This is a genomic window from Anaerofustis stercorihominis (assembly GCF_024623185.1).
Taxonomy (GTDB): Bacteria; Bacillota; Clostridia; order Eubacteriales; family Anaerofustaceae; genus Anaerofustis.
The window spans coordinates 63044-85401 of record NZ_JANJZK010000010.1; the positions used below are offsets into that span (position 1 = coordinate 63044).

General features: G+C 35.2%; 19 protein-coding genes. 5 read left to right on the forward strand and 14 right to left on the reverse strand.

Going from position 1 to position 22358, the window contains the following annotated elements; all coding sequences use genetic code 11:
• The first annotated feature begins 10 nt into the window (after positions 1-10).
• Positions 11-673 (forward strand): nitroreductase family protein, encoded by a 663-nt coding sequence (locus tag NSA01_RS07280; RefSeq protein WP_257480825.1) that lies wholly within the window; start codon positions 11-13, stop codon positions 671-673.
• A 45-nt stretch (positions 674-718) separates the two neighbouring features.
• Here the strand turns inward: NSA01_RS07280 and NSA01_RS07285 are convergent, their stop codons facing one another.
• The 14 genes from NSA01_RS07285 to NSA01_RS07350 all read right to left on the reverse strand — a co-directional run bounded on the left by NSA01_RS07285 (position 719) and on the right by NSA01_RS07350 (position 15990).
• Entirely contained in the window at positions 719-1699 is a 981-nt protein-coding gene (locus NSA01_RS07285; RefSeq protein WP_257480826.1) for an ABC transporter substrate-binding protein, read from the reverse strand.
• Between the two features lie 120 nt (positions 1700-1819).
• A complete protein-coding gene (locus NSA01_RS07290; protein WP_257480827.1) occupies positions 1820-2797 on the reverse strand; it encodes an ABC transporter substrate-binding protein in 978 nt (325 codons plus the stop codon).
• Positions 2798-2909: 112 nt separating this feature from the next.
• Complete coding sequence (locus NSA01_RS07295; protein WP_257480828.1) at positions 2910-3686, reverse strand: acyl-CoA thioester hydrolase/BAAT C-terminal domain-containing protein; 777 nt, start codon at positions 3684-3686, stop codon at positions 2910-2912.
• Positions 3687-3787: 101 nt separating this feature from the next.
• Positions 3788-4243 (reverse strand): MarR family winged helix-turn-helix transcriptional regulator, encoded by a 456-nt coding sequence (locus tag NSA01_RS07300; RefSeq protein ID WP_257480829.1) that lies wholly within the window; start codon positions 4241-4243, stop codon positions 3788-3790.
• A gap of 173 nt (positions 4244-4416) precedes the next feature.
• Entirely contained in the window at positions 4417-5952 is a 1536-nt protein-coding gene (cls, locus tag NSA01_RS07305) for a cardiolipin synthase (protein WP_257480830.1), read from the reverse strand.
• Between the two features lie 140 nt (positions 5953-6092).
• Positions 6093-7757: a dihydroxy-acid dehydratase gene (gene ilvD / locus NSA01_RS07310; RefSeq protein WP_257480831.1), complete on the reverse strand. Its 1665-nt coding sequence runs from the start codon at positions 7755-7757 to the stop codon at positions 6093-6095.
• A 12-nt stretch (positions 7758-7769) separates the two neighbouring features.
• Positions 7770-8765: a ketol-acid reductoisomerase gene (gene ilvC / locus NSA01_RS07315; RefSeq protein ID WP_257480832.1), complete on the reverse strand. Its 996-nt coding sequence runs from the start codon at positions 8763-8765 to the stop codon at positions 7770-7772.
• A gap of 58 nt (positions 8766-8823) precedes the next feature.
• Positions 8824-9321, reverse strand: a complete 498-nt coding sequence (gene ilvN / locus NSA01_RS07320; protein WP_007049822.1) for an acetolactate synthase small subunit — start codon at positions 9319-9321, stop codon at positions 8824-8826.
• 16 nt (positions 9322-9337) lie between these two features.
• Positions 9338-10999, reverse strand: a complete 1662-nt coding sequence (ilvB, locus tag NSA01_RS07325) for a biosynthetic-type acetolactate synthase large subunit (RefSeq protein ID WP_257480833.1) — start codon at positions 10997-10999, stop codon at positions 9338-9340.
• Between the two features lie 261 nt (positions 11000-11260).
• A complete protein-coding gene (locus tag NSA01_RS07330) occupies positions 11261-11968 on the reverse strand; it encodes an ABC transporter ATP-binding protein (RefSeq protein ID WP_257480834.1) in 708 nt (235 codons plus the stop codon).
• 1 nt (position 11969) lies between these two features.
• Positions 11970-12752: an ABC transporter ATP-binding protein gene (locus tag NSA01_RS07335; protein ID WP_007049825.1), complete on the reverse strand. Its 783-nt coding sequence runs from the start codon at positions 12750-12752 to the stop codon at positions 11970-11972.
• A 4-nt stretch (positions 12753-12756) separates the two neighbouring features.
• Positions 12757-13773: a branched-chain amino acid ABC transporter permease gene (locus tag NSA01_RS07340; protein WP_257480835.1), complete on the reverse strand. Its 1017-nt coding sequence runs from the start codon at positions 13771-13773 to the stop codon at positions 12757-12759.
• A gap of 11 nt (positions 13774-13784) precedes the next feature.
• Complete coding sequence (locus tag NSA01_RS07345; RefSeq protein WP_257480836.1) at positions 13785-14663, reverse strand: branched-chain amino acid ABC transporter permease; 879 nt, start codon at positions 14661-14663, stop codon at positions 13785-13787.
• A 157-nt stretch (positions 14664-14820) separates the two neighbouring features.
• Positions 14821-15990: an ABC transporter substrate-binding protein gene (locus NSA01_RS07350; protein WP_257480837.1), complete on the reverse strand. Its 1170-nt coding sequence runs from the start codon at positions 15988-15990 to the stop codon at positions 14821-14823.
• A gap of 219 nt (positions 15991-16209) precedes the next feature.
• On the opposite strand from NSA01_RS07350, the gene NSA01_RS07355 reads away from it, so the two are divergent.
• The 4 genes from NSA01_RS07355 to NSA01_RS07370 all read left to right on the forward strand — a co-directional run bounded on the left by NSA01_RS07355 (position 16210) and on the right by NSA01_RS07370 (position 22225).
• On the forward strand, positions 16210-17511 hold the full coding sequence (locus tag NSA01_RS07355) for a bifunctional folylpolyglutamate synthase/dihydrofolate synthase (protein WP_257480838.1): 1302 nt from the start codon (positions 16210-16212) through the stop codon (positions 17509-17511).
• A gap of 123 nt (positions 17512-17634) precedes the next feature.
• Entirely contained in the window at positions 17635-18090 is a 456-nt protein-coding gene (locus tag NSA01_RS07360) for a MarR family winged helix-turn-helix transcriptional regulator (RefSeq protein ID WP_257480839.1), read from the forward strand.
• Between the two features lie 24 nt (positions 18091-18114).
• On the forward strand, positions 18115-20388 hold the full coding sequence (locus tag NSA01_RS07365) for an ABC transporter ATP-binding protein (RefSeq protein ID WP_257480840.1): 2274 nt from the start codon (positions 18115-18117) through the stop codon (positions 20386-20388).
• Positions 20381-22225 carry an ABC transporter ATP-binding protein gene (locus NSA01_RS07370; protein WP_257480841.1) on the forward strand — a complete coding sequence of 615 codons (1845 nt, stop codon included), beginning with the start codon at positions 20381-20383 and terminating at the stop codon, positions 22223-22225. Before NSA01_RS07365 ends, NSA01_RS07370 begins: the two co-directional genes overlap by 8 nt.
• Positions 22226-22358 lie beyond the last annotated feature (133 nt).

Here is a 22358-nt window from a genome sequence, read left to right on the forward strand (position 1 = left end):
GGAGAACACAATGAATTTAAAAGAAGCTATAATAAATAGACATTCTGTAAGAAGTTATGAAAATAAAAAAATCGAGGGAGAAATAAAAGAAAAACTCATTGATATAATTGAGGAGTGCAATAAAAAATCGGGACTTAATATAAAATTATTCTTAGATGAACCAAAGGCTTTTGATACTTTTATGGCACACTACGGGAAATTTGAAAATGCAAATAATTATATAGTACTTATAGGTAAAAAAGAAAAAGGCATAGAAGAAAAGTGCGGTTATTACGGAGAAGAAATAGTTTTAAAAGCTCAAACTCTGGGGCTGAATACATGTTGGGTAGCACTTACTTACAAAAAAAGCAAGATACCTTATAAGATTAAAAAAGATGAAAAAATATACTGCACTATCGCGTTAGGTTACGGTAAAACAAATGGAGTAAGCCGTAAATCAAAATCAATAAAAGAAATTGTCAAGAATGATAATGATATGCCAAAATGGTTTAAAGAAGGTGTAGAAGCCGCTCTTTTAGCGCCTACAGCAACCAATCAGCAAAAATTTATATTCGATATCAATGAAGGCAAAGTATCCGTTCGGGCTCTAAAGGGATTTTACTCAAAACTTGACCTGGGTATAGTAAAGTACCATTTTGAAATAGGCTCAAATATGAAATGCTTTGACATCTAAATTATAATTAAATATTAAATAAAAAACACCCATATGGGTGTTTTTTTATTTAACGAGTTTATCTTTTAGCTTATCAGGAACTTTCATATCCAAAGTCTTAAGAGTATCATCATTAACAACAAGTTTTAAATCATCTCCGCTTAAATATTCGATAGGCATATCGTTGACTTTAGCTTTGCCTTCCAAAACTTTAATAGCCTGAAGACCTGTTTTATAACCAAGGTCATAATAGTCTATACCATAACAAGCAAGTCCGCCGTCAGTAGCCATAGCCTGTGCTCCGCAGTAAACCGGAACCTTTGCTTCATTCGTAACGAGTGCAACGGTAGCCATACCAGCTGCGAATGTATTGTCTGTAGGAATATATATCGCATCTACTTTATCTACGATTGAAGAAGTTACCTGCTGGATTTCATTTGAACTTGATACTGTACCCTCAACGAGTGTAAGACCCAATTTCTTAGCTTCTTTTTTAGCTATTTTAGCCTGTAAAACAGAGTTTGCTTCATTCGACGAATATAAAAGACCTACTTTTTTAGCCTTTGGTGAAAACTCTTTTAATACTTCAAGCTGATCCTTTACAGGAGTCAAATCACTCGTACCCGATACATTCGTTTCAGGTTTTTCATTTGACTTTACAAGTCCCGCGTCGGCCGGATCTGTAACAGCAGTTATCAAGATAGGAATATCTTTTGTTTTGCTTGCAGCAGCCTGAGCGGCAGGTGTACCGATAGCCAAAATCAAATCCTTGCCGTCATTCACAAATCCGTCGGAAATAGTTTGACAGTTTGATTGATCTCCGGCAGCATTTTGGAAATCTATTTTTATTTTATCTCCGTCTTCATATCCATTTTCTTTTAATGCGGCAACAAAGCCTTTATATGATGCATCCAATGAATCATGCTGGATCAATTGAATGACACCTATTTTATACGCTTTATCAGAGCCCGATGAAGAACTTCCGCAGCTTGCAAGTCCTATCATCATGCCGAAACAAAGCATAACAGATAATATTTTCTTTAACATATTATTTCTCCCCCTAGTATAGTTACTTAATATTTACGTTTTAAATCCTATAATATTATAAAAACATGTATTTCTACCCTTTTAAGAGCAGAAATACGAATACTCAATCAATTACTTTTATTATTTCTTTACTTTATTCATTACACTGTCAGGAATAGTAATACCTAAAGTTTTAGCAGCATCTTCGTTTACAGCCATTTCCAAATCTTCCTGGGCAAGGTAACCTATCGGCATATCGTTGACTTTTGTTTTTCCTTCCAAGATATCTACAGCTTGAAGACCTGTCTTATATCCAAGATTGTAATAGTCTATCCCATATGTTGCAAGAGCTCCGCCCTTTAACATACCTGATTCACCGCATATGATAGGAACTTTCTTTTCGTTCGCAACCATAGAAACGGTAGCGATACCCGCAGAAATCATATTATCTGTAGGAACATAAAGAGCATCCACTTTATCTACTACGGCATCTGTAACCTGCTGGATTTCATTTGAGCTTGATACGGTAGCATCAACGGCAGTCATACCTTCCGCTTTTATAGCTTCTTTTGCAAGCTTAGCCTGTAGGATAGAGTTAGATTCATTTGTTGAATATAAAATACCAACTTTTTTAGCTTTTGGTAATATTTCTTTTAAAAGCTTGATTTGTTCTTTTACCGGAGTTAAATCGCTTGTTCCCGATACGTTTGTTTCAGGTTTCTCATTTGATTTAACAAGTCCCGCATCCGCAGGGTCCGTAACGGCAGTAACAAGTATAGGAATATCCTTTGTTTTATTTGCCACAGCCTGAGCTGCAGGAGTACCTATAGCTAAGATCAAATCTTTATTATCATTTATAAAACTATCTGAAATAGTTTGGCAGTTTGATTGATCCCCTGCGGCATTTTGATAATCCAATTTGATTTTTTCACCGTCTTTGTAACCTTTTTCTTCCAATGCTTTCATGAAACCTTCGTTTGCTTTATCCAAAGCATCATGCTGAACGAGTTGTAGTACACCGATTTTGTATACTTTGTCTGAACTTCCGCCTGAACCGCAAGCGGTAAGACCTAATACAAGTCCCAAACAAAGCATCATAGATATTATTTTCTTTGTCATTTTATATCTCCCCATAATTTTCTATATTGAATTAATTGTAACCAAAATATCAAAAAGTGTCAAGAATTTTCTGTAAACTTACTCTATTTGATTATTTAGATAAAGCTTATAGCTATATAAAAGTATTTAAGTATTTGATTATTTCATCCACGGACTCATCATATTTTAAAAGATAATGTCCGGGTAAATCCATTGAAACATGCTTTAAATCACACTTATTATAACTATTATCAAAAATTATCTGAGACATCTCTTTACTTGGCCAATATTTATCGTTTCCTTCTGATATCAGAAATACTTTTCCTTTGTAATTATTTATATCTATATAAGCTTCTTCATTAAAATTATTTTTTATTGACTTCTCATAACATGAACAAAAATTTCCATTCATCGAATCTTTTAAAATATCTTTATTGAATTGAAATTTAATATATGGTAATTCTTTACCGTTATACGACCAAGAAGATTTTGGTTCTTTAAAACTCTCTAAGTCAAACTTTTTAGGAAGACCTTGAAATACATAACAAGAAGCAACAAGGGCTATGGTAGCGGCAGAATTGATATAATTTGTAAGGAGTAACGCGGCTTCGCCTCCTTTTGACTGTCCTATTATAATTATCTTTTCATCATCTAAGCCATACTCTTTTATTATAAACTCAATGGAATTAATAAAATACTCCATAGGTATTCTTTCAAGGCTTTCATTAAGCCCCTCTTTACCGAAATACGCAAGTAATAAGACATTAAAATTTGATTTCAAATAATCAAAGAGTTTATCACTTATGTTTACAGGAAGTCCGGCTCTGCTTCCACCTATTACAACGACCAAAGGTCTTTGTTTATTTTCATAAAAATCTCCGTAAATTTTTGATGTACGATACTTTTTCATAATATATCTTCTCCAATGTTTTTATATTTAGTTACAATACTGTATAGGTACTAAACATTATTTTTAAAATAAATGCTGTCTAAATGACAGCTTATTAAAAATTATTCATCACTCAATTTATTGTCTATTATTCCTTCGAAAGATGTAAAAAAATCAAACATATAGTCATAGAGTTCTTTAGGCATTGTTTTAAGTATTTTAATGGATTCGTCATTAGCCTCTTTGTGAAGTTCATTATGTTTGTCATAATTTATCCGACCGTCTTTTGTAAGACTTAAAACGACTTCAGTATCGGAAGACGGAGATACTTTCTTTTCAACAAGCCCTTTATCTACAAGCTTATATATCATCTGAGAAGCCGCACCTTTTGTTATACCCAAATATTTTGCCAAAGACGTTACATTTATACCCTGATTATCTCCAATGGCAACGATAGTATGAATTTCTGATTTTGATAATAAAAGCCCCGTCCCATAATCTCTTTTTTTATTTTCCCATTCATTATATTTATGTATTATTCTCTCCATTAAAAAAATCAATTGATTATAATCGTTCATCCCTTACCTCTATATATTTAGCATCTTTACTGTATAGCAACTATACTAAATATATAACTTTATTTGTTTTTTGTCAAGGATATTAAAATAATATCAGCTAAATCAATAAAATAACAGATGGATAAAACTATCCATCTGCTATAAATTTCTATATGATGTTAACATTGATAGTACTACATCAACGGAGCAAATAGTCTAAGCAGACTTCTGTAAATTTTGAACAATATAGGAAGTCTGTTCTTTTTATTGTATCTTCTTTCACTCTTCTCAAATGTTTCAAGCATATCTTTTTTTATTTCCATAATGCTCTTCGTCTTATAAAGATAAACTCCGCACTCGAAATGAAGATATAAACTCCTGTAATCCATATTTGCGGTTCCTACGGTACCAACTTTATCATCGGAGACAAAACATTTTCCGTGAAGAAATCCCGGTGTATAATGATATATCTTTACGCCGTTATTTATAAGTTCGGGGCAGAATGACTTAGTAAGCTCGAATGCAGTCTTCTTGTCCGGTATCCCCGGAATAACTATCCTTACATCCACTCCTCTTTTTGCGGCTAAAGTAAGAGCTGTAGTCATTTCATTATCTATAATCAAGTAAGGAGTATAAATATACACATAATCCCTTGCGGAATTTAATATATTCATGTATACATTCTCTGATAGTACTTCATTATCCAAAGGAGAATCACTAAAGGGCTGAACATAACCTTCATCTTTATAATCCGCCGCAAAGCCGTAATCCGGTTTGAACTTTTCATATGCAAGCTCATTATCCGTAGGTCTTAACCCGTTCCACATTTCAAGGAACATGATCGTAAGGTTCCAGACACCTTCTCCTTCCAGCTTAATGGCATTATCTTTCCAATGACCAAATCTTTCCACTTCATTGATATATTCATCGGATAAATTGATGCCTCCGGTGAAACCTACTTTACCGTCTATGACGGTTATTTTTCTATGGTCACGATTATTCATCACAAGAGATAAAAAAGGCACAAAAGGATTGAATACGATAGTCTTAATGCCTTTCTTCTCAAGTACTCTATGATACTTGCTTGGAAGTACGGTAAGAGAACCTACATCATCGTAGATAAACCTTACATCCACACCTTCTTTTACTTTTTCTTCCAAAATATCTAAAATAGTATCCCACATTTTTCCTTCGTGAACTATGAAATACTCGATAAATATATATTTTTCAGCTTTTTTAAGCTCCTCTATCATGTCGACAAAGGCGTCTTCTCCTACAGGATAAAACTTTGTTTTTGTATTCTTACACATAGGATAAGGACCGTAATTGGAGATATACATCGCACTTCCCGCAACGAGAGGATCTTCTTTTATGATTTCTTCAATCGTATCCGCATCCTGAGGAAGCATTCTATGAGCAAATTCGCTGGCTCTGCTCAATTTTTTCTTCAGTTTTCTTGTGGGTTTTTTATTTCCAACGGCTAAATAGAAGAGTATGCCAAAGAACGGAAAACCCATTATAACTATCGCCCAGCCGAGTTTATATGCAGGGTTCATGTTCCTTGTATTTACATAAGCCACCGTTAGTATACTTGCAAATAAAAGTATTCCGTAAACTTCATTTACACTTTCACCGAGAGCAAATACTATGTAAAACAACATAAATGCCTGAAATAATAATAAAAGTCCGAAAATAACTATTCTGCTGAATATTTTGTCTAAAAATTTCATTGTTTCCCTCTAAAGTTGTCTTTTAATATAATATAGCATTACAAAATTCGAAAGTCCATATTTTCCATAATAATTATTATTTTTATTTATTATTTCTTTAAATAACAAAAAAGACCACCTGAGTGGTCTTTTAAACTGTTTTATTTCATTACCGCGCCTTTGGCTGCAGATGATACGTTTCTTTGATATCTGGCTAACCAGCCGTCTTTAACAGGCTCTTTAGGACAGACATAAGATTTTCTTCTGTTTTCAAATTCTTCATCGGTAATTTTTGCATTGATTTTTGAATCAGGGATATCTATTTCGATGATATCGCCTTCTTCGATTAGTCCGATATTCCCTCCGTCATATGCTTCGGGAGCAACGTGACCTATTGAAGCACCTCTTGATGCACCGGAAAATCTTCCGTCGGTAATAAGAGCGACTGTTTTATCAAGCCCCATTCCCGCAAGTGCGGAAGTAGGATTTAGCATTTCTCTCATACCCGGACCGCCTTTCGGTCCTTCGTAGCGGATAACGACTACATCTCCGTCAACTATTTTACCGTTGTAAATAGCGTCTATCGCATCTTCTTCGCTGTTGAACACTCTTGCAGGTCCTGTATGTTTAAGCATACTTTCATCGACCGCACTTCTTTTTACAACACATCCGTCTTTGGCAATATTTCCCCAAAGGATTGCAATACCGCCTGTCTCACTGTAAGGACAGCTTACAGGTTTTATCAGATTATCATCTTTTATTTCATGCCCCTTGATATTTTCTCCTACCGTCTTACCGTTTGCGGTAATGAGAGAAGTATCGATAAGTCCCTTTTTATCAAGCTCATTTAAAACTGCTCTAAGCCCGCCGGCTCTGTTCAAGTCATGCATATGAGTGCCGCCTGCGGGAGCCAAATGACATAGGTTTGGAACCTTTGAACTGAATTCGTTGAATATTTCAAGGTTGAGTTCAACACCGGCTTCATTTGCAATAGCTAATAAGTGAAGTACGCTGTTTGATGAACATCCGAGAGCCATATCGCATGCAAGTGCATTCCTGATAGACTTTTCATTGATTATATCTCTTGCTTTGATATCTTTTTCAACCAAATTCATTATTGCCATACCTGCTTCTTTGGCAAGTCTTATCCTTCCGCTTTCTACGGCAGGAATAGTACCGTTACCGGGAAGAGCTATACCGACAGCTTCAGAAAGACAATTCATTGAATTTGCGGTATACATTCCGGAGCAAGAACCGCATCCGGGACATGTATTTTCTTCATATTCAAGCAGTTCCGCGTCACCGATGATATCGGCTTTCCTAGCCCCAACGGCTTCAAACATCTTGGAAAGAGAAGTTTCCTCACCTTTTACAAGACCGGACATCATAGGTCCGCCTGAACAAACCACCGTAGGAATATTAAGTCTGACAGCAGCCATAATCATTCCGGGAACGATTTTATCACAGTTGGGAACCAATACCAATCCGTCAAAACAATGAGCAATAGCCATCGTTTCAACGCTGTCTGCAATAAGTTCACGGCTAGGAAGAGAATATTTCATACCGTCATGTCCCATGGCTATACCGTCACAAACTCCGATGGAAGGAACTTCTATAGGAGTTCCTCCCGCCATTCTTATTCCCGCTTTTACTGCTTCGGCAACTTTATCCAAGTGCATATGACCTGGGACAATTTCGCTTTTAGCATTAACAACACCTATGAGAGGTCTGTTTAGCTCTTCTTTCGTATATCCCATAGCATAGAAAAGACTTCTAGCGGGAGCCTTTTCTACACCTTTAGTAACATTTTCACTTCTTAAGCCCATTATATGTATCTCCTATTTTTTTAACCAGCTCATCATTTTTCTAAGTTCAGCACCAACTTTACATAATAAATGTTCTGTTTCTTTTCTTCTTGTTGCTAAGAATTTAGCTTTTCCGCCTGATTTGAATTCTTGAATGAATTCACTTGCGAATGTACCGTCTTGGATTTCATGAAGAACTTTCTTCATTTCTTTTCTTGTATCTTCAGTGATTAGTCTTGTGCCTGTTCTGTAATCACCGTATTCAGCTGTATTTGAAATAGAATATCTCATCATTTCAAATCCGCCGCTGTTTATAAGGTCAACGATAAGTTTCATTTCATGGATACATTCAAAATATGCCATTTCAGGTTCATAACCCGCTTCAACAAGAGTATCAAAACCTGCTTTCATAAGTTCTGTTACACCGCCGCAAAGTACTGCTTGTTCACCGAATAAGTCGGTTTCTGTTTCTTCTTTGAATGATGTTTCCAAGATACCAGCTCTGCCTGCTCCGATACCAGCGGCATAAGCAAGTGCATAATCTTTAGCTTTACCTGAAGCATCTTGATATACAGCTATCAAACTTGGAACTCCTCTGCCTTCAACATACTGACTTCTAACCGTATGTCCAGGTCCTTTAGGCGCAACCATGATAACATCGATGTCTTTTGCCGGTACGATTTGGTTATAATGGATATTAAAACCATGAGCAAACATCAATACGTTGCCTTCTTTCATATGTTTTGCAACTTGAGTTTTATAAATATCAGCAGCTAATTCGTCAGGAACAAGCATCATTACCAAATCCCCAGCTTCAGCGGCAGCTTCGATATCCATAACTTTAAGTCCAGCTTCTTCAGCTTTTTTTACACTTGCTGAACCCGGTCTTAAACCTACTACTACATTAACACCGCTTTCATGTAAGTTTTGAGCGTGAGCGTGTCCTTGGCTACCATATCCGATGATAGCTACTGTCTTTCCGTCTAATAAACCTAAATTACAATCTTGATCATAATACTTTTTAATCATTTTAAATATATCTCCTTTTGTATGTATAATTTATAATTAATTTTATTAATTAGCTATTTTATCTTACAGGTTCAAGTCCTCTTGCAATACCTGTAATACCCGTCCTGCAGACCTCTACGACGTCGTAGCAGTCTATCATATTCATAAAACCGTCCAGCTTTTCAGGTGCTCCGGTAAGTTCTATGATCATGCTGTCTTTACATAGATCTATAATCTTACCTCTGTAAATATCGACTATTTCTTTAAGAGAGGTTCTCTCTGTCTTATCCGTTTTGATTTTCACAAGCAGTAATTCTCTGTATAAAGAGTTGCTTGAATCAAGAGTAAATATATCTTTTACGACTTCCAGTTTCTTTGTCTGAGTCATAATCTGATATAGTGATTGGTCTGTACCGTTAAAGACAATAGTTATCCTTGATATGTCTTTATCATTTGTGGTAGATACTGTAAGAGAATCGATATTAAAACCGCGTCTTCCAAACAAACTGACAATCCTTGTTAAGACATTTGATTGATTATCAACCAAAATGCTTATAACTTCTTTTCTATAAGCCATTTTAATTCTCCTTTATTTAATTAATTATCATATCATCTACGGTCCCGCCGTTAGGTATCATAGGCAGAACTCTTTCAAGTTCTTCGATCCTGCAATCGATCCAAACCGGACCGTTTACTTTAAGTGCCTTTTCATATATATCTTCGAATTCTTCCAAAGTCTCAGCTCTAAATCCTGTTAATCCAAAGGCTTCGGCTAATTTAACAAAATCTGTTTTTCTGTTTAAAACAGTTTGAGAATATCTTTTTTCGTAAAAGACTGTCTGCCACTGATAAACCATACCGAGGACACCATTATTCATTATAATAGTTATAATCGGAAGATTTTGACTAACTGCGGTACATGCTTCATTTAAACACATATGGAATGAGCCGTCTCCAACAAATTGAATGACTCTTTTATCCGGCGAACCAACTGCAGCACCGATAGCAGCTCCGTAGCTGTATCCCATAGTTCCAAGCCCTCCGCTGGTTAAGAATTTAATAGGCTTCACATTTTTTAAATACTGCGCCGCCCACATCTGGTGCTGACCTACATCCGTAACGATTATAGGTTCTTTATCAGACATGGCACATGCGGTGGTTACGATATCTCCCGGATGCAAATCCCCCTTATAATACTTATCTTCTACGGGAGTTTTCCTCCAAAGTAAAGTTTGATCTATCCATTCTTTACGAGATTTCTTTTCAATCAATGGTAATAATCTTATAAGAAAATCTTTAACGTCACTTATAACGCTTTTATGTACAAATACATTCTTGTTTATTTCGCTCATATCAAGGTCTACTTGAATTTTTTTAGCATGACTTGCAAATTTGTTCGGATTAAGGGCAACTCTGTCGCTGAATCTCGTTCCGAGAGCCAAAACCAAATCTGCATTATGTATTGCTTTATTTGCAGCTACGGTACCGTGCATACCTATCATGCCGAGCCTTCTTTTATTGTTGTATCCCAGAACTCCCGTAGCCATTAAAGTATTGGTTGCGGGTATATCGCCTTTTGATAAAAGTTCGTTCAGTTCATCCAGTGCTTCGGAAGCAACAACTCCGCCTCCAAAATATATTACCGGCTTTTCCGCTTTGTTTATAAGTCTGGCAACTTCTTCGATATCTTCATCCTTTGCAACAGGATTTTTATATAATTCAAGAGGTTCAGCCTTTTCATATTCAGTCAAGGCAGCGGTCACGTCTTTTGTGATATCCACAAGAACAGGACCTTTTCTTCCGCTGTTTGCTATCCTGAAAGCATCTCTGAGTGCATCAGCCAAATCTTCAACTTTATTTACAAAGAAATTATGCTTTGTTATAGGAAGTGTCACACCTGTGATGCATATTTCCTGAAATGAATCTCTTCCGATAAGATTATCAGGAACATTGGCTGTGATTGCAACCATAGGAATACTATCCATAAATGCGGTTGCAATCCCCGTTACCAAGTTGGTAGCGCCCGGTCCGCTTGTTGCAATTACCACACCTGTTTTACCTGTCGCTCTATAGTAACCGTCGGCAGCATGAGCAGCACCCTGTTCATGTGCCGTAAGGACGTGCTTGATTTTATCGCTGTACTTGTATAAAACATCGTAAATGTTTAAAGCAGCCCCTCCCGGATACCCAAAAACGGTATCAACACTGTGCTCTAATAATACTTCTGCTAAAACTTCAGAACCTGTTAATTTCATATCGCATCATCCTTTTCTAAATTTTTATTGACCTTTCTATTATATACAATTTTGTATACAAAGTACAAGACTTTAGAGTAAATTATTTCAGAATTTTCTGAATTTTTTATATTTCTAAGTCTTTTTATATATTGTAACAAATACTTACATAAATTTCACTTAAATATTTATAAAAACTTCCCGCAAAACCAAATAAGCGGGAAGCAATTAATTACTATTTAATTTTTTTTGTAAATACTTTAAAAGCTAAGTTCGAATTTTCTATCCTCCGAGATAAGCTTTTTTAACATCATCGGACTCTAAAAGCTCACTTGCGTTTCCTCTCATGACTACTTCTCCCGTTTCAAGGATATATGCTCTGTTAGAAATCGAAAGAGCCATGTTTGCATTCTGCTCAACAAGGAAGATAGTCGTGCCTTCTTCGTTGATTTGTTTAATAAGCTTGAATATATCCTGTACGATAACCGGAGCAAGCCCCATCGAAGGTTCATCCAAAAGTAAGAACTTAGGTTTAGACATAAGTGCTCTCGAAATGGCAAGCATTTGCTGTTCCCCGCCGCTTAAAGTTCCTGCCAACTGACTTTTTCTTTCTTTAAGTCTCGGGAATTTATTATATATATCAAGGATATCTTCCTTGATACCTTCTTTATCATTTCTGAGGTAAGCACCCATTTCAAGATTTTCAAGCACTGTCATGTCCGAAAATATCCTTCTTCCCTCAGGTACATGGGAAATACCCATTTTTACTATATCCGTTGCTTTTGTATTTTCGATAGGTTTATCCATAAATTCGATAGTCCCGCTTGATTTCGGAACAAGTCCGGATATGGTTCTGAGCGTGGAAGTCTTCCCAGCACCGTTTGAACCTATAAGGGTAACTATTTCACCTTCGTTTACTTGTAAAGAAACATTTTTAAGAACATGAATAGCACCATAATGTACATTTAAATCTTTTATTTCAAAGAACATATTACGCTTCCTCCCCTAGATATGCTTTGATAACTCTATCATTATTCTTGATTTCCTCAGGTGTACCTTCCGCAATTATCGTACCGAAGTCCAAAACATATATCCTTTCGCAGATTTCCATTACGAATTTCATATCATGTTCGATAAGGATAACCGTAAGTTCGTATTTTTTTCTTAAATCTTCAATTAAAACTCTAAGCTCTTCCGTTTCGCTTGGGTTCATACCTGCTGCCGGCTCATCGAGAAATATTACACTGGCTCCCGTAGCAACCGCTCTGGCTATTTCAAGTTTTCTTTGTTCTCCGTAAGGAAGATTATCCGCAAGCTCGTCCCTTTTATCCGCAAGACCAACAAAATCGAGTATTGCCATTGCATTTTCATAGAATATTTTTTCGCATTCTCTGTAAGCCTTTGTCCTGAATATCGCAGAAAACACATTATATTTAACTCTTTTATGCATGGCTATCCTTAAATTATCCAAAACGGATAAATCTCTGAATAATCTAATATTCTGGAAAGTCCTGCTTATACCGAAACTGCTCGTTATATAAGGTTTAAGTCCGTTAATTAATATACTGTCTCCCGTCTTATCGTTTTTAAGTTCGATTTTACCGCTGGTTGGGACATAAACGCCTGTTAAAAGATTGAATATGGTAGTTTTACCCGCTCCGTTAGGTCCGATAAGACCAATGAGTTCACCCTTTTCTACATTTATATTTACATGAGAAACAGCTTTTAAGCCGCCGAAACTTTTACTTAAGTCTTCTATTTTTAATATCGCCATTAAACTATTCCTCCGCTTTCCTGCTATTTAATTTCTTCTTCATATTTTCTATAGAGAACATTTCTCTCAATTTTACAAAGAAAGGAGTTTCTCCCGATTTAATAAGCATTATTGCAATAAGCAATAATGAATAAAGTACCATTCTGAGTTCCGCAAAATCCTGAAGTGCAAATGAAACTATATTTAAAACAAATGCCGCGATTATGGTACCGTTGATATTTCCAAGACCGCCCAATACTACTATCATTAAAATATCGATAGATTTCATAAATCCGAAGTTTTTAGGCTGGATAACTCCTACGTAACCGGAATATAATGCGCCCGCAACGCCTGCAAAGAACGTACCTATAATAAATGCAAGTATCTTTGCCTTTGTGACATTTACCCCCATAGATTCTGATGCTATTTCATCTTCTCTCACCGAAATACAAGCTCTCCCGAATGAGGATTTGAGTACATTCGTGATAACAAAGTAACATATGACCATACATATAAAGCAGAATTCAAATGAGGAATAAAGAGGGATAGAAGAAAGTCCCGCAGCTCCTCCGAGAATTGTCTGGTCTACATTTTGTATTACTATTTTTATTATTTCGCCGAGTCCAAGGGTTGCTATTGCAAGGTAGTCGCCTCTTAATCTAAGGGTTGGAATACCGATCAAGAAGCCCAAGAAACCGGATAACACACCGCCTAAGATAACAGCTAAAATAATCATAACAGGTGATGAAGATATCCTAAGGGTCATCAATGCACTTGTGTATGCACCTATAGCCATAAATCCCGCATGCCCAAGGGAGAACTGTCCGGTAATACCCGTAATAAGGTTAAGACCGAGACCGAGGATTATATCTATACAAAGTTTAAGTACAACTGTCTCGTAGAAGGGAGAAATTATACCTACAACTATCAAAAGCTTGATTATTATATAAGCGGCAACAAAAATCAACAATGTAGGTAAATTATCGCTAAGTCCGGATATTTTACTTTCATCTTTTTTCTTAAAAAAATCAAAAAATTTCATTATACTGCCTCCTATACCTTTTCTTTCCTGTTTTTACCCAGTAAACCGGATGGTTTTACTATCAGGATTATAATAAGTATTGCAAAGGCAACCGCATCTTTATATGCACTTGACAAGTATCCGCTGACCAACGTTTCTATAAGCCCGAGGGATACTCCTCCGACTATTGCACCCGGAATACTTCCTATACCTCCAAATACCGCAGCGATAAAGGCTTTTAGCCCAGGTGTCATACCGGATAAAGGATTTATGGTAAACATAGCCCCGTACATTACTCCCGCAACGGCAGCCAAAGCAGAACCGATAAGGAAAGTAAATGATATAGCTTTATCTACACTTACACCCATCAACTGAGCGGCATCGGGATCGGAAGAAACGGCTCTCATAGATTTACCTATCTTTGTCTTGCTTATTAAGAATTGAAGAGCGACCATCAAGATAAGAGTTATAAATGTAACCATTAATTTATCGCTTGAGATAGATAGTCCTCCCAAACTTATATAACCAAATCCGAAAAATCCCGAAGGATATGTTTTTACGTCAGGACCTACGAAATACATCATTGCATATTCGAGTAAGAAACTGACCCCTATCGCCGTAATCAATAGTGTGATCCTAGGTGCGTTCCTAAGCGGTCTGTAAGCAACTTTTTCTATTACCACTCCAAGTAATGCACAAACGACCATAGCTATCAATGTAGCGGGAATAAATCCTATCCCCAAAGTATATGCACAGAAAAATCCTATGTAACCTCCGACCATTAATATATCACCGTGGGCGAAGTTGATTAAATTGATAATTCCGTATACCATGGTATAACCAAGAGCAATCAAAGCATAAATGCTCCCTATGGATATACCGTTAATGATTTGCTGAATAAATTGTTCCAAATCTTATACCCCCATTATTTAAATTATTTAAAGATATTGTTAAAACCATATACTATATCGTTTTAATTATAGCCTTAAACTATAGTAAAGTGGTAAGTATCACCTACCACTTTACTTAAAATTTATTTAATTATACAATAAATTTCAAAATATTAAATTATAGTTTTGTATTGAATGTTGCTTTACCGTCTTTGAATTCAAGTACAACTGTTTCTTTTACAGGGTTATGCTGTTTATCGATAGATAATGTACCCGTAACGGCTTTAAAATCTTTTGTAGATGCTAAAGCTTCAGCAACTTTTTGAGGATCTGCGCTACCGGCTCTCTTGATAGCGTCGCATGCAAATTTAGCTGCATCATAACCCAATGTTTCAAAAGCACCCGGGTTTTCATCGTTGTTTGCTGATTTATATGCTTTAACGAAGTTTTGAACTACATCTGATTTATCATCGGCAGCATAGTGATTTGTAAAGTATACATCTTTTAGAGCATCTTTACCTGCTGTTTCAAGCATTGAAGGAGAATCGTATCCGTCAGCACCTAAGATAGGAATATCTATACCAAGATCTCTTGCTTGTTTTATGATTAGTGAGCATTCTGTATAGTAACCAGGTAGGTAGATAACATCTGCTTTTTTGTCTTTGATTTTTGTAAGAACAGGTGCAAAGTCTTTATCCTGAGCTGTGAATGTTTCTGTTGAAACTACTTTTCCGCCGTCCTTTTTAAATTTAGCTTCAAATGCTTTTGCAAGACCGTTTGAATAGTCGTTTGAATTATCAGCTAATACGATAGCAGATTTAGCGTCTAATTTTTTAGAAGCGAATTCTGCCATTTTACTTCCTTGAAGTGTATCTGTGTAGCAAAGTCTGTAAATATAATCCTGAACGGAACCATCTTCTTTCATCGTTATGTCATCAGAAGTACCTGAACAAGTTATCGCTGGAACTTTATATTGATTTGCAGCCGAGATAGTAGCTTTGAATGCACCTGATGTAGCAGGTCCTATCATAACGCTAACGCCTTCTTTTGAAGCAAGTTTTGTAGCGGCACTCATAGCTTCGTTGTTATCCGATTTATTATCTATCTTAACAACTTCAACTTGTTTGCCGTTTACTCCGCCGTCTTTATTGATTTCGGCAACAGCCATTTCAATACCCTTTGTACAAGCTTGTCCGTAAGTAGCTACGTCTCCGGAAAGTTCATAGTTAACACCGATTTTTATAGTGTCTCCTTTACTTTCAGACTCGCTTCCTCCGCAGGCGGTAAAACCAACAAGCATCATTGAAGCAAGAACTAAAGCTGCTATTTTTTTCATAGTTTTTTTCATTTTTATTACCCCTTATTTAATATAATTTTTCCTATATTTTCCCATCTTATCTTTCAAAGAAAATACTAATAATTGTTATTATATTACCCTTACAATTTTCTTTTGTCAAGTCAAAATGATACAATTTTCAGAAAATTAAAAAAATATTATATATTAAGTATTTTTATTACGAATTATGCTATAATTATCCCTAAGTTTTTTGTAGAAGGAGACACTATTTTGAATTATAAAGAAGCAATAGAATATATACACATGACAAATAAATTCGGCTCCGTTTTGGGACTTGATAATATATTGAATTTACTGGATAGGCTCGGTAATCCTCAGAAAGATTTAAAAGTCATTCATATAGCAGGTACCAACGGTAAGGGGTCCATTTCCACCATGATGAATAAGGTACTTATGGAAGCGGAATATGATGTAGGGCTTTATACATCCCCTTTCCTTGAAAAATTCAACGAAAGGATAAAAATAAATAACAATGATATCCCTGACGAAGACATTGCACATTACTTAACTGAGGTAAAAGAAAAAATAGATAAAATGACAGCTGAAGGGCTTAATCACCCTACGGAATTTGAAATAATAACTGCAATGGCACTTTATTATTTTAAAGAAAAGAACGTGGACATCGTTATTTTGGAAGTAGGCTTGGGAGGAAGACTGGACGCTACAAATGTCATTGATGCTCCTATTTTGGAAATCATAGCTTCCATAAGTTTTGACCATACCGAATACCTTGGAAACACATTAAAACAGATAGCTTATGAAAAAGGCGGGATAATAAAAGAAAACAGCAAGGTTATTTTATATCCCTCTCATAAAGAAGCTTTGAATGAGCTTATCAGGATATCAAAAGAAAAAAATGCTTCATATTATTTAACAAATAAAGGCGATATAGAATTAATAAAAACAGATATTAACGGAAGCGAATTATATTACAAAAAAGAAAATACATTCGGTCTTGATAAATTCAGCTTATCTCTATTGGGGAAAAATCAGATATACAATGTACTTACCGTGATAAAATCCCTCGAAGTATTAAAAAAAGATGGTTATAACATAAATAAATGTAATATTGAAAAAGCCCTTAATAATATACATTTTAATGGAAGATTTGAAGTATATAGTAAAAATCCTTTCATCATACTCGACGGAGGTCATAACAAAGAAGGGGTTGAAAGTTTTGTTGATAACATCAAATTATATTTGAGAGACAAAAAAATAGTTTTATTCTTCGGCATGTTAGCCGACAAAGATATCGACAGTGCTTTAAAAAAACTCATACCTTTGGCTAAAAAGATATATACACTGACTCCGAATAACAACAGAGCATTTACAAGCAAAGATATGTATGAAAAGATAAAAAAAGTCGATAATCATATTGAAGTGACTTACTTAAATAATATTAGTGAAATACCGGATTTAATAGATAAAAACAGCGACGAAACGTATGCTTTTGTAGGTTCTTTGTATATGATAGGAGAAGTAAGGACAATATTAAAAAAGCTTAAAAATTAATTTTAAATTAAAATAATAAAATCTATTGACTTTTATATATAGCAAGACTATAATTAAGCAACAAAATAATTAAGCAACTTAACTATTTGTTGCTTTTTTTATTTTAAAGAGAGGAATGATTAAATGAAAGAAGATAATGAAACATTAAAAAAAGAACTAAAGGAATTTGTTTATTATCTGCACTCCATTAATAAAATCTTTACTCCGAAAATGGACTGTCATCTTATTCTGCCGAAGTCGGAATTCTTTCTGCTCTCAGTACTCTTGAGGGAAAAGAAAGAAAACGATGTCGATGGTATTTACCCTTCCGAAATAAGCCTTAAAAGCAGGCTTTCCAGACCCGCAATAACACAGACTCTGAATAGCCTTGAGAAAAAAGGGTATATCATAAGGGTACTGGAAGAAAATGACAGAAGGAAATTTAAAGTGAGTATCACCGAAGACGGCAAAAAAATCGTAGATGATGCTTTTGAGGACAGGTTTTTACAATTAATGGAAATAGCCAATAAACTTGGAGAAGAAAAGTTAAAGCAGCTTTTGGATATCTTAAAGGAAATTGTGGAAATTTATAAAAACTAAACCAAAGAAAGGAAAAGACATAATATGATAAAACTTAGAAAATACTTAAAACCATTTGTTTTCTCGATCATATTTACCATATGCTTCTTGCTTGTTCAGGCAAACTGTGAATTATCACTGCCCGATTACATGTCAAAGATAGTAAACTATGGTATACAAAACGGAGGGATAGAAAATAACATCCCAAACGTAATAAGAGAAGACGAATATGAAAAAGTAAAATTCTTCTTGGATGAAAAAGACCAGAAAGACTTAAATAAACTTTACACAAAAGTAACTAAGAAAAGTTCTGATTATAATGAATACAAAGAAGAATATCCGATTCTAAAAAAAGAAAATGTATTTGTTTTAAAAGATGATGCGGATAAAGATATAATTGAAAAACTGGATACGGCTGTAGGGAAAAGTGAAATAATCGTTAGTTCTATAGACAATCCGGAAAAAATAAAAGATCAAAACTTATTTAGCTTGGATACCGACAGCGATAAAATGAAACAAATGCAGCAAATGCAGGGTATGACCTCGGGTAAAACCGATACATTTACAATGATAAAGAACATGCCCGAAAAGAATTTGAATGAATTTAAGGATAAGATTTATACAAGCCTTGATAAGATACCGGAAACCAGCATAAGCCAAGTTGCAGGAACCTTTATAAAGAGCGAATATAAAGCTGTCGGATTAAACCTTGAAGACGTTCAGTCATCCTATATATTTAACATCGGAATTAAAATGCTTCTTATAGCTTTATTATCCGCGGTATGTGCGATATGTGTAGGTTTCCTTGCCTCAAGAGCAGGTGCGGGAGTTGCAAAAGCACTTAGAAAAGATGTATTCGGAAAAGTAGAAAGCTTTTCAAATGCAGAATTTAATAAATTCGCCGTTTCATCATTGATAACAAGGACGACCAATGATATCAACCAAGTGCAAATGCTTATAACGATGGGTATGAGAATGATTTGTTTTGCGCCTATAATGGGGGCAATAGCGATATTTAAAGCACTTGAATTCAGCGCTTCAATGAGCTGGATCATCTTACTTGCAGTAATACTTATTTTAGGCTTCATGATGATAGCATTTTCCGTGGTGCTTCCAAGATTTAAAATAGTTCAAAAACTTACGGATAAGCTGAACTTGGTTGCCAGAGAAAACTTATCGGGACTTATGGTAATAAGAGCTTTCGGTACCGAAGATTTTGAAGAAGAAAGATTTGATGAAACAAACAAAAGCCTAACTAAAACAAACTTATTCGTAAACAGATTTATGATGTTCCTATTTCCTTTCATGATGATAGTCATGAACCTCGTTCAATTACTGATAGTATGGGTAGGAGCAAATCAAATCGAAGCAAGTGCACTTCAAGTCGGAGATATGATGGCATTCATTCAATATGCAATGCAGATAATCATGTCATTCTTAATGATTTCCATGATGTTCATAATGGTTCCCAGAGCAAGTGTATCCGCAAACAGGATAAACGAAGTATTGGAAACAGAAGTAGAACTGAAAGACCCTAAAGAAGAAAAAGAATTTGATGAAAATAAAATAGGTGTTGTAGAATTCAAAGATGTATCCTTCGCTTATCCGGGTGCAAGCGAATATGTCCTTCATCATATAAACTTTACCGCTAACAAGGGTGAAACTACTGCTATTGTAGGTTCAACGGGAAGCGGTAAATCAACATTGATTCAACTTATACCTAGACTCTTTGAAGCAAGCAAAGGTGAAATACTAGTCGATGGAGTCAATGTAAAAGATATAAATCAAGACCATTTAAGGGACAAAGTAGGATATATCCCTCAGCAGGGTATATTATTCAAAGGTACAATAAAGTCAAACCTCCAATACGGTAAACAGAACGCGACCGATGAAGAAATGAGAAGGGCTTGTGATATTGCTCAGGCAAGTGAATTTATAAACGAAAAACCCGAAGGATTTGAAACAGAAATTTCTTCCGGAGGTACGAACGTTTCGGGAGGACAAAGACAAAGACTTTCCATTGCAAGAGCTATTATAAAAAATGCCGAAATATATATATTTGATGATAGTTTTTCGGCTCTTGACTTTAAGACAGATAAAAATCTCCGTGCGGCATTAAATAAAGAATTATCTAATGCAACTATGATAATAGTAGCACAAAGAATCAGTACGATAATGCATGCGGAAAAGATCATCGTATTGGACGAGGGAGAAATCGCAGGAATAGGAACCCATAAAGAACTTATGGAAAACTGCGATGTATACAAAGAAATAGCCTTATCTCAATTATCAGAAGAGGAGGTTAGAGACAATGAGTAATGAAAACAGACCAAGAAGAGGTCCTATGGGCAGAGGTCCCGCTATGATGAGAGGCGGAGAAAAAGCAAAGGATTTCAAGGGCACTATAAAAACTCTTCTCAAATATTTGGGTTCAAAGAAACTTAGTATATTTATAGTATTTATATTTGCGGTTGTATCGACAATATTCAGTATTGTCGGACCTAAAATCTTAGGAAAAGCAACAACTAAAATATTCGAAGGTGTTATGGGTAAAATCGCGGGAACGGCAACGGGTATAGACTTTACTTATATAGGAAAGATACTTATCACCTTAGTAATACTATATTTAATATCCGCACTCTTCTCATATTTGCAAAGTTTTATTATGACAGGAGTTACTACGGATTTAACTTACAGATTAAGAAAAGATATTTCTCATAAGATAAATAAACTACCGCTTAAATATTACGACAAACAGACTCATGGTGAAGTATTATCTAGGATAACAAATGATATAGATACGATAAACCAAAACTTAAATCAGGGTCTTACACAAATAATCACAAGTATAACTACGGTAATAGGTATTTTATACATGATGGCAACAATAGATCTGACTATGACATTGGTAGCTATAATGATAATACCGGTATCGGTGATATGCATAATGATCGTAGTTCATTTTTCACAAAGATATTTCAGAAGCCAGCAGGAATATTTGGGGCATGTAAACGGTCATATTGAAGAAATGTATTCCGGACATATAATCGTTAAAGCTTTCAACAGAGAAAATAAATCTATCGAAGAATTTAATGAATACAATGAAACATTATATCATTCTGCCTGGAAATCTCAATTCTTATCAGGAATGATGCAGCCGATAATGAACTTTATCAGCAATCTTGGATATGTAGTTATATGTATAATCGGAGGTTACAGAGCAACAAGAGGACAGGTAACAGTAGGCGATATCCAGGCTTTTATACAATATGTAAGAAACTTTACACAGCCTATAACTCAGCTTGCAAATGTATCAAACATACTACAGCAAACCGCGGCATCTGCAGAAAGAGTTTTTGAATTCTTGGATGAAGAAGATGAAAAAGAAACGACTGACAATCCTGTTACGGTCGATGTAGAGAAAGTAAAAGGTTCTGTAGAATTTGAAGATGTATGTTTTGGTTATGAAAAAGATAAACCTATAATAAAACATTTTTCTTCTAAAATAGAACCCGGACAAAAAATAGCGATAGTCGGTCCTACGGGAGCGGGTAAAACCACTATAGTAAAACTTCTTATGAGATTTTACGATGTAAACAGCGGTAAAATCAAAATCGACGGGATAGATATAAATGACTATAAACGTAGAGATTTGAGGCAAATGTTTGGAATGGTCTTACAGGATACATGGCTATACAATGATACTGTAATGAACAATATTAGATACGGTAATTTAAATGCCACCGATGAAGAAGTAGAACAAGCAGCGATTGCGGCACATGTGGATCACTTTATCAAGACAAATGTAGATGGATATCAAATGGTACTTAATGAAGAATCAAGCAATATTTCAAGCGGTCAAAAGCAGCTTTTAACTATTGCAAGAGCACTTCTTGCAGATCCTAAGATACTTATTTTAGATGAAGCAACAAGTTCCGTTGACACAAGAACAGAAAAATTAATAGTAAAAGCTATGGATACTTTAATTCAGGGAAGAACAAGTTTCATTATAGCTCATAGATTATCTACAATTAAAGATGCTGATCTGATACTTGTTATGAGAGACGGTAATATTGTAGAACAGGGAACACACGCTTCACTTATTGAAGAAAATGGTTTCTATGCAAATCTATATAATTCTCAGTTTGAAGAATAAATAATAAAAAAGAACCTTATAAAGGTTCTTTTTTATTAAATTAAATATCGTCTATTTCACCCTAACCCTAACAACCCTAGAAAAACTAGACTTATACTTTCCGCTAACTCCCCTTACCTTATAATAATAAACC

Bases quoted from the DNA above. Each gene is read 5' to 3' on its own strand.
- NSA01_RS07340 (WP_257480835.1), bottom strand. From the start codon at position 13,773: ATGAAATTTTTTGATTTTTTTAAGAAAAAAGATGAAAGTAAAATATCC.
- NSA01_RS07290 (WP_257480827.1), bottom strand. From the start codon at position 2,797: ATGACAAAGAAAATAATATCTATGATGCTTTGTTTGGGACTTGTATTA.
- NSA01_RS07300 (WP_257480829.1), bottom strand. From the start codon at position 4,243: ATGAACGATTATAATCAATTGATTTTTTTAATGGAGAGAATAATACAT.
- cls (WP_257480830.1), bottom strand. From the start codon at position 5,952: ATGAAATTTTTAGACAAAATATTCAGCAGAATAGTTATTTTCGGACTT.
- NSA01_RS07370 (WP_257480841.1), top strand. From the start codon at position 20,381: ATGAGTAATGAAAACAGACCAAGAAGAGGTCCTATGGGCAGAGGTCCC.
- NSA01_RS07330 (WP_257480834.1), bottom strand. From the start codon at position 11,968: ATGTTCTTTGAAATAAAAGATTTAAATGTACATTATGGTGCTATTCAT.
- NSA01_RS07295 (WP_257480828.1), bottom strand. From the start codon at position 3,686: ATGAAAAAGTATCGTACATCAAAAATTTACGGAGATTTTTATGAAAAT.
- ilvC (WP_257480832.1), bottom strand. From the start codon at position 8,765: ATGATTAAAAAGTATTATGATCAAGATTGTAATTTAGGTTTATTAGAC.
- NSA01_RS07360 (WP_257480839.1), top strand. From the start codon at position 17,635: ATGAAAGAAGATAATGAAACATTAAAAAAAGAACTAAAGGAATTTGTT.
- NSA01_RS07285 (WP_257480826.1), bottom strand. From the start codon at position 1,699: ATGTTAAAGAAAATATTATCTGTTATGCTTTGTTTCGGCATGATGATA.
- NSA01_RS07335 (WP_007049825.1), bottom strand. From the start codon at position 12,752: ATGGCGATATTAAAAATAGAAGACTTAAGTAAAAGTTTCGGCGGCTTA.
- NSA01_RS07365 (WP_257480840.1), top strand. From the start codon at position 18,115: ATGATAAAACTTAGAAAATACTTAAAACCATTTGTTTTCTCGATCATA.
- ilvN (WP_007049822.1), bottom strand. From the start codon at position 9,321: ATGGCTTATAGAAAAGAAGTTATAAGCATTTTGGTTGATAATCAATCA.
- ilvD (WP_257480831.1), bottom strand. From the start codon at position 7,757: ATGGGCTTAAGAAGTGAAAATGTTACTAAAGGTGTAGAAAAGGCTCCC.
- NSA01_RS07280 (WP_257480825.1), top strand. From the start codon at position 11: ATGAATTTAAAAGAAGCTATAATAAATAGACATTCTGTAAGAAGTTAT.
- NSA01_RS07350 (WP_257480837.1), bottom strand. From the start codon at position 15,990: ATGAAAAAAACTATGAAAAAAATAGCAGCTTTAGTTCTTGCTTCAATG.
- ilvB (WP_257480833.1), bottom strand. From the start codon at position 10,999: ATGAAATTAACAGGTTCTGAAGTTTTAGCAGAAGTATTATTAGAGCAC.